The organism is Corallococcus sicarius (assembly GCF_003611735.1).
Classification (GTDB): Bacteria; Myxococcota; Myxococcia; order Myxococcales; family Myxococcaceae; genus Corallococcus; species Corallococcus sicarius.
On record NZ_RAWG01000080.1, the window covers coordinates 24575 to 32620 of the forward strand.

Genomic DNA, 8046 nt, shown 5'->3' on the forward strand with positions numbered 1-8046 from the left:
GTTGTGCCATGGTTCACGGGCACGCATGGAACGTTTGCAATAACTGTCGGATGCCCGCAACCGCCCGGGAGTCTTGCTTGCACGTCCTGGCGTTATCAAGCCAGGGTCCGCCCGCTCGCTGGACTGGAGGAAGGCCATGGCGAAACCCGGGGTCATCGTCGTGGGCGGAGGGCTCGCGGGACTGGCGTGCGCGACGGCCCTCACCGAGGCGCGCGTGGGCGCCATCGTGCTCGAAGCAGGGGATGCGCCAGGTGGCCGGGTGCGCACCGACGTGCACGAGGGCTTCCTGCTGGACCGGGGCTTCCAGGTGTATCTCACCGCCTACCCGGAGGGACGGCGGGTGTTGGACCTGGACGCGTTGTCACCGCAGCGTTTCATTCCAGGTGCCAAGGTGTGGAGGGGTGGGCGACTGCACACGCTGGCCGACCCGCTGCGACGGCCCTTGGAGGCGGTGTCGCACGTGTTCGAGCCCGTGGGCAGCCTGCTGGACAAGCTGCGCGTGCTGGAGCTGCGGCAGCTCGCGACGTCCGGGGAGGTGACGGACCTCTGGCAGCGGCCCCAGCAGGAGTCGCAGCGCTTCCTCAGCGACCTGGGCTTCTCCGAGGAGATGATTGACGCGTTCCTGCGCCCGTTCTTCGGCGGCATCTTCCTGGAGCGCGAGCTGACGACGTCCAGCCGGATGTTGCAGTTCGTGTTCCGGATGTTCTCCCAGGGGCACACGGTGGTGCCGGAGCGGGGCATGGGCGCCATCCCGGAGCAGCTCGCGCTGAAGCTGCCGTCAGGCGCGCTGCGGATGAAGGTGCGCGTGGCGGAGGTCTGGGGCCACCGGGTACGGCTCGCGGATGGCGAGATGCTCCACGCGGACGCGGTGGTGGTGGCGACCGACCCCGGCACGGCGGCCTCGCTGCTGGTGGGCATGCCGGCGCCGCGGATGAACCGGGTGACGTGCCTCTACTTCGCCGCGCCGGAGCCGCCGGTGGAGGGGCCGTGGCTGGTGCTCAATGGTGAGGGGCGGGGGCCGGTCAACAACGTGGCGGTGATGAGCGAGGTGTCGCCCGCGTACGCCCCGAAGGGGCAGGCGCTGGTGTCCGTGTCGGTGGTGGGCGAAGCCAGCGACCCAGGCGGGCTGGAGGCGCGCGTGCGCGAGCAGCTGACGGAGTGGTTCGGCACGGCGGTGGCCGCGTGGCGGCACCTGCGCACGTACGTGCTGCCGGACGCGCTGCCCGCGCAGCCGCCCTCCGCGCTGGTGGAGCCGCACCGGACGGTGAGGCTGGCGGCCGGGCTCTACGTGTGCGGGGACCACCGCGAGAACGCCTCCATCGACGGGGCGCTCACGTCCGGGCGCCGCGCGGCGGAGGCGGTCCTGCTGGACCTGGGACGTTAGCCGTTGGGGGAAGGGGCCCCCCGGCCGAGCGAGTGGCGGCTGGACGCATTGCCCGCAGCGGACCTAGGGTCGGACGCACACACGCCTTGTCCTAAGGACCTTTCATGCTCCGCCGTCTTGCCCTGCTGGGGATGATGTTCAGTCTCACGGCATGTCCCAGCGAAGATGATGACGACACCACGCCCACCCGGGGGACCGTCGAAGGGACGCTCCAGCCGTTCCAGGCGGGCTCCGCCGCCGCGAGTACCCCGTCGTCGCTGAGCGCGTTCTTCTCCCTGCCCAACGCGAAGAACCTGGGCAAGGCCGTCTCCCGCGCGCTGGAGGCCCGGGGCGTGTGGCGCACGGGCATCCCGTCCAAGCCGCTGACGGAGCAGGCGTCCCTGCTGCCGGGACAGATCATCGTCCGCTTCGACACGCCGGACCTGTCCCCGGAGGAAGCCGTCGCGCAGGCGCGCATCGACGGCTACCACGTCGTGCACCAGGCCTACCTGAGCGACACGCTGCACCTGCTGCGCTACGAGGTGAGCCAGCCCCAGGCCATGGCCAGCGGCGGCTCCAACGTGCGCGCCCTCACCCAGGCGGAGCACGTGCGCGTGCTCCAGCGGGTCCAGGCGGTGACGGGCGTGCAGTACGCGGAGAGCAACGTGCGGGTGCGGCCGTTGGCCGTGCCCAATGATCCGCTCTACTCGCGGCAGTGGCACTACACGAACATGAACCTGCCCGCCGCCTGGGACCTGGGCACGGGCAGCGAGTCCATCATCACCGCGGTGCTGGACACCGGCATCACGAAGCACCCGGACCTGGACTCGCGGATGCTGACGGGCATCGACCTCATCTCCGACCCCAACGCGTCGGGCGACGGCAACGGCGTGGACGCCAACCCGACGGACGAGGGCAAGGACCTGCCCAACGGCGGCTCGTCGTTCCACGGCACGCACGTGGCAGGCACCATTGGCGCGTCGTCCGACAACGGCGTGGGCGTGGCCGGCGTCACCTGGAGGGGCAGGAACATCCTCCCGGTGCGCGTGCTGGGCACGAAGGGCGGCACGCTGGCGGACATCCTCGCGGGCATGACCTGGGCGAGCGGCGGCAGCGTCCCGGGCGTGGCACCCAACGCCAACAAGGCGCGGGTCATCAACATGAGCCTGGGCGGCAACGGCACCCCGACGAAGTCGATCCAGGACACGGTGAACCTCGCCGTGTCGCGCGGCTCCATCTTCGTGGTCGCCGCCGGCAACGAGAACACGAACGCGTCCAGCACCTTCCCCTGCAACATGCAGAACGTCATCTGCGTGGGCGCGGTGCGCTTCAACGGCAAGCGCGCCAGCTACTCCAACTACGGCGCCAACGTGGACGTCATGGGCACCGGCGGCCAGACGAGCGAGGACGGCAACGGCGACCGCTACCCGGACGGCGTGCTGTCCACCCTGCCCAACAGCAGCAACGTGCCGTCCTATGAAGGGTACCAGGGCACCAGCATGGCCACCCCGCACGTCGCGGGCATCGTCGCGCTGATGCTGTCGCAGAACTCCGCCCTCACGTCCCAGGAGGTGGAGGACATCCTCAAGGACACGGCGGACACGACGAGCAAGTGCTCCGAGGGCTGCGGCGCGGGCCTGGTGGACGCCTACGCCGCCGTGCTGCGCGCCAAGGGCGGTGGAGATCCGAGCGCCCCGCCGAAGCTCTCCATCAGCACCACCCAGCTCGCGCTCTCGGGCACGAAGCCGCAGGTGCTGTCGGTGCGCAACAACGGCGGTGGCACGCTGTCGGTCAGCGTCGCCGTCTCTGGCGCGAACGCCTCCGCGGTGACCGTCTCCAGCAACACGCTGTCCATCCCCGCGTACAAGTCCGCGTCGCTGAACGTGAGCGTCAACCCGGGCTCGCTGGCCGTGGGCAGCTACGTGGCGCAGCTGGACCTGACGGGCGCGTCGGGCGCGGGCACGGCCCAGGTGCTGGTGAAGTTCCGCGTGGGCGCCGCCGACGACAAGGACGCCGTCATCGCGTTCGCCTACCTGGACGCCGCGGACGAGGTGCAGATCGACGACGACGGCATCGGCACGGTGTCCGCGGCCGACGGGTTCACCTACAGCACGAAGCTCCCCGGCCGCGAGTACCTGGTGCTGGCGTCCATCGACGACACCGGCGAGGGCGACTACTTCGACAGCGGCGACCGCGTGGGCTTCTGGCGCGACACCACCGAGGTGGAGACCGTGGAGGTCACCAACGGCAAGACGACGAGCGACATCAGCTTCACCCTGGTGCCCTACGAGGCCGACGAGGACTCGGCGCCCGACACGACCATCGGGCAGGCCTGCACCACCGGCAGCGACTGCGGCCCTGGCGGCCTGTGCATCACGTCCAGCACCTTCCCGGGCGGCTACTGCACCGCGGACTGCCTGTCGTCGAGCTGCCCGTCCGGCACGGCCTGCTACAGCACCACGAGCGGCGCCAACGCCTACTGCTTCCTGTCCTGCACACCGCCGGTGTCTGGCGGTCAGGGCTCGTGCCGCTCCGGCTACGAGTGCTCCGAGGATGGCTCGGGCGGCGGGGCGTGCCTCCCTCCGGAGTGAGGCCCTGGCCCTGAGTCGGCGGTGCACGCGGTCCGTGCCCGCCGGCGGGAGGCCGTGAAGGGACCGGGGGCCGTCGCGCCGGGGTACGCTGCCGCGCGCGATGACCGCTCCTCCCGTTGTTCCGCTGTCGCCCGGTGACGCGGTCCTGCCCCGCTGGCGGGCCGCCGCCACCGTGGGCGTGGTGGCCTGGACGGCGCTGGTGCACGCGCACCCGCCGTTCTTCTTCGCCCTCGCCTCTGTCTTCTGCGCGGGCTGGCTCGCGGTGACGTGGCGGGCGATGGGGCGCTGGCGCAGGCCCCTGCCGCGTCTGTCACTTCCCGACGCCGCGTGGAGCGTGGCCCAGGCGCTGGTGCTGTACGCGGGCGCGCGCGCCTTCCTGTGGGCCTTCTGCGGCGGCTTCACCGACGCGCTCTGCGAACCCCTGCACGCCGTCTACGCGACGTTCGGAACGGGCTCCGTGGGCACGGCCCTGGCCCTGGTGCTGCTGCTCGTCCCCGCGGAGGAGTGGTTCTGGCGCGGGCTGGTGCAGGGGGCGCTGCGCGCGCGCCTGGGACGGTGGGGCGCGGTGGCCGGGTCGGCGGTGCTGTCCAGCCTGCTGCTGCTCGCCTTCGGGGAGCCGCTGCTGGCCCTGGCCGCGCTGCCCACGTCGCTCGCGTGGGGCGCCCTCGCCGAATGGCGTGGCACGCCCTGGGCGTCGTGGTTGAGCCACGCGCTGTGGGACGTGCTCATCGTCGTGCTGCTGCCCGCGACCTGAAGCCCGGCGTGAAGGCGCGGCAATCCCGTGCAAGGGGGCCAGGGCCGGGCCACAATCCGCGCCATGGCCTCTTCCCAGGAGTTCTGTGTCTTCGGCGCCGGGAGCATCGGCTGCTACGTGGGCGGCCGGCTCGCCGCGAGCGGTGCCACGGTGCGCTTCATCGGCCGTGAGCGCGTGGTCCAGGAGGTCCGCGCGAACGGGCTGCGACTCATGGACTGGCGTGGCGCCGACCTGAGGGTGCCCGCCGCGCAGGTGCACATCGACACGGCGCCAGATGCGCTCTCCACGGCGGACCTCGTGCTCGTCACGGTGAAGTCCTCGGCCACGGAGGATGCGGGGCGCACGCTCGCGTCGCGGCTCAAGCCCGGCGCGGTGGTCATCAGCTTCCAGAACGGGCTGCACAACGCGCAGGTGCTACGGGACGTGTTGCCCGGCCGCACGGTGCTCACCGGCATGGTGCCCTTCAACGTCGCCGCGCAGGGGCAGGGCACCTTCTTCGCGGGCTCCGAGGGCACGCTGGAGGCCGAGCAGCACGCGGGGCTCGCGCCCTTCCTGGACGCCTTCGCCCGCGCGGGGCTCGCCGTGAAGCAGCACGCGGACATGGTCGCCGTGCAGTGGGCCAAGCTGCTGTTGAACCTCAACAACGCCGTCAATGCGCTCGCCAACCTGCCGCTGAAGCAGGAGCTGTCGCAGCGCGCGTGGCGGCGGTGCGTGTCGCTCGCGCAGCGCGAGGGGCTGGCGGTGCTGGCCGCCGCCGGGGTGAAGCCGGCGAAGCTGACGCCCCTGCCGCCGCACTGGATCCCCGGGCTGCTGGAGCTGCCGGACGGGGTGTTCGCGGTGCTCGCGCAGAAGATGCTCGCCATCGACGCGCGGGCGCGCTCGTCGATGTGGGACGACCTCCATGCGGGCCGTACGACGGAGGTGGACTACCTCAACGGGGAGATCGTCCGGCTCGGCCAGAAGGTCCGCGTGCCCACCCCCGTCAATGCGCGGCTCGTCGCGCTCATCCGCGAGGCGGAGGCCGGCCCCCGCCGCGACTGGACGGGCGAGGCCCTGCTCGCGGACCTGACCCAGGCGGCCCAGGCCCGCGCCTGAGTCACCGCGCGCACGCGCCCGGGCGGGAAGGTGTAGGCGCCCCGCCCGCTGGTGCGTCACGCGAGAGGCTCAGTTGGACTGAGCGGGCTCGGCGGGGCGACAGCAGCGTCGCCCCGCCCGGTGGTGCGTCGAGCGACAGGCTCAGGGGGTGGACTGCGCGGGCGCCGGGGCGACAGCGGGCGTCGGCACCTGCTCCGCCGGGATGCCGTTGCCCGTCGCGGACGGGCTGTTCGTGGCCAGCTGCGTGAGCAGCGCCGTCATCCGCCGGGCGAAGCGGTTCGGGTCGCTCAGCGGGCTGCCCTCGGTGAGCAGCGCCTGGTCGTGCAGGAGCTCGATCCACTCACCCACCTGCGGTGCGGCGGGGTCGCGGGCGAGGAGGCCGCGCAGGTGCTCGATGACGGGGTGCTTGGGGTTGACCTCCAGGATGCGCTTGACGCGCGGCATCCCCTTGCCGCGCTCCTTGAGCAGTCGCTCCAGGTAGGCCGGCGTGCCGCCCTCGGACACCACCAGGCACACGGGCGAGTCCGTGAGGCGGTCTGACACGCGCACCTCGCGCACGTCCTCGCGCAGCACGTCCTTCATCTTGTCCGTCAGCCCCTTGAGCCCCTCGGACTGCTGCTCCTTCTCCTTCTTCTGCTCGTCTGTGGACTGGAGCTTCAGGTCCGCGTTGAGCGCGGAGACCAGCGGCTTGCCCTGGAACTCGCGCAGGCCCTGCGCGGCCCACTCGTCCACCGGGTCCGTCATGAAGAGCACCTCGTAGCCGCGCTGCTTCAGCGCCTCCAGGTGCGGGCTGTCCGCCACCGCCTTCCGGCTCTCGCCGTAGACGTAGTAGATGGCCTCCTGGCCCTCCTTCATGCGCGTGACGTAGTCCGCCAGCGACGTGAGCCCCTCCTCACGGGAGGACTCGTAGCGCACCAGCGCGCCCAGCTTCTCGCGGTGCTCCGTCTCCAGCGTGAGGCCTTCCTTCACCACCGTGCCGAAGGACTCCCAGAACGTGCGGTAGTCGTCCGGCTTGTCCTTGGCCATCTTCTCCAACAGGTCCAGGGACTTCTTCACCACGTGCTTGCGGATGGCGCGCACCACCGCGGAGTCCTGCAGCATCTCACGCGACACGTTGAGCGGCAGGTCGTCCGAGTCGATGACGCCGCGCACGAAGCGCAGCCACTGCGGCACCAGGTCCTCGCAGCGGTCCATGATGAACACGCGCTTGACGAACAGCCGCACGCCGCGCTGCTGCTGCGAGTTCAAGTCGAACGGCGGGTGCTTGGGGACGAAGAGCAGGCCGGTGAACTGCTGCGTGCCGTCCGCCTTGAAGTGCGTCCACGCGAGCGGGTTGTCGTAGTCGTGCGTCAGGTGCTTGTAGAACTCCTGGTACTGCTCGTCCGTCACCTCCGACTTCGCGCGCTGCCAGAGCGCGCTCGCCTTGTTCACCACCTCCAGCGCGCTCTCCGTGGCCTGGGTCTCCCCGCTGCCCACCTGCTTCGTCACCTGGAGCTTGATGGGGTGGCCGACGTAGTCCGAGTACTGGGTGATGAGCTGGCGCAGCTTCCACTCGTCCAGGAACTCCTTCTGGTCCGCCTTCAGGTGCAGCGTGATGGCGGTGCCGCGCGTGGCCTTCTCCGCGGGCTCCACGGTGAACGTGCCGTGCGCCTCCGACGCCCACTTCCACGCGCTGCCCTCACCGGCGGCGCGGCTCACCACCTCCACGCGGTCCGCCACGAGGTACGCGCTGTAGAAGCCCACGCCGAACTGGCCGATGAGCTGCATGTCCTTCTGGCCCTTCTGCGCCAGCGCCTGGAGGAACTCGCGCGAGCCGGAGTGGGCGATGGTGCCCAGGTTCTTCACCAGCTCGTCGTGCGTCATGCCGATGCCGGTGTCCTCGATGGTGAGGGTGCCCTTGTCGGCGTCCGGGACGATGCGCAATTCCAGCGCGGGCTCGTCCTTGAGCAGCTCCGGCTCCGTGATGGCGCGGAAGCGCAGCTTGTCCAGCGCGTCGGACGCGTTGGACACCAGCTCGCGCAGGAAGATCTCCTGGTGGCTGTAGAGCGAGTTGATGACCAGGCTCAGCAGCTGCTGGATCTCCGCCTGGAATGAATGGGTTTCCCGCTGGGGGTGGGTCTCTGCGGACATGAAGGCCTCCGGGCGCCGTACGAAACGCGCCAATGCCCTTCCCCATAACCATGTCTGGCGACTTGTCGAGAAGAGGGAATCCGCCCACACCCGCGCTGGGAGGGGCGGGCGGT

The 8046-nt window shown here is 70.9% G+C and carries 5 protein-coding genes; 4 read left to right on the forward strand and 1 reads right to left on the reverse strand.

All coding sequences use genetic code 11. The features are described 5' to 3' along the window. The first annotated feature begins 136 nt into the window (after window positions 1-136). From D7X12_RS14945 to D7X12_RS14960, 4 genes are all read left to right on the forward strand, one after another. Window positions 137-1384, forward strand: coding sequence for an NAD(P)/FAD-dependent oxidoreductase (locus D7X12_RS14945; RefSeq protein WP_208719040.1), 1248 nt, complete (start codon window positions 137-139; stop codon window positions 1382-1384). Between the two features lie 104 nt (window positions 1385-1488). After that, window positions 1489-3954, forward strand: a complete 2466-nt coding sequence (locus D7X12_RS14950) for a S8 family peptidase (protein WP_120625946.1) — start codon at window positions 1489-1491, stop codon at window positions 3952-3954. Between the two features lie 100 nt (window positions 3955-4054). Beyond that, the gene (locus D7X12_RS14955) at window positions 4055-4708 is read left to right on the forward strand and encodes a CPBP family intramembrane glutamic endopeptidase (protein ID WP_244224562.1); all 654 of its coding nucleotides are present in this window, start codon (window positions 4055-4057) and stop codon (window positions 4706-4708) included. A 63-nt stretch (window positions 4709-4771) separates the two neighbouring features. Beyond that, window positions 4772-5803, forward strand: a complete 1032-nt coding sequence (locus D7X12_RS14960; protein WP_120625947.1) for a 2-dehydropantoate 2-reductase — start codon at window positions 4772-4774, stop codon at window positions 5801-5803. 141 nt (window positions 5804-5944) lie between these two features. On the opposite strand, the gene htpG is transcribed toward D7X12_RS14960, so the two are convergent. Continuing rightward, window positions 5945-7933 carry a molecular chaperone HtpG gene (htpG, locus tag D7X12_RS14965; protein ID WP_120625948.1) on the reverse strand — a complete coding sequence of 663 codons (1989 nt, stop codon included), beginning with the start codon at window positions 7931-7933 and terminating at the stop codon, window positions 5945-5947. Between the last annotated feature and the right edge of the window lie 113 nt (window positions 7934-8046).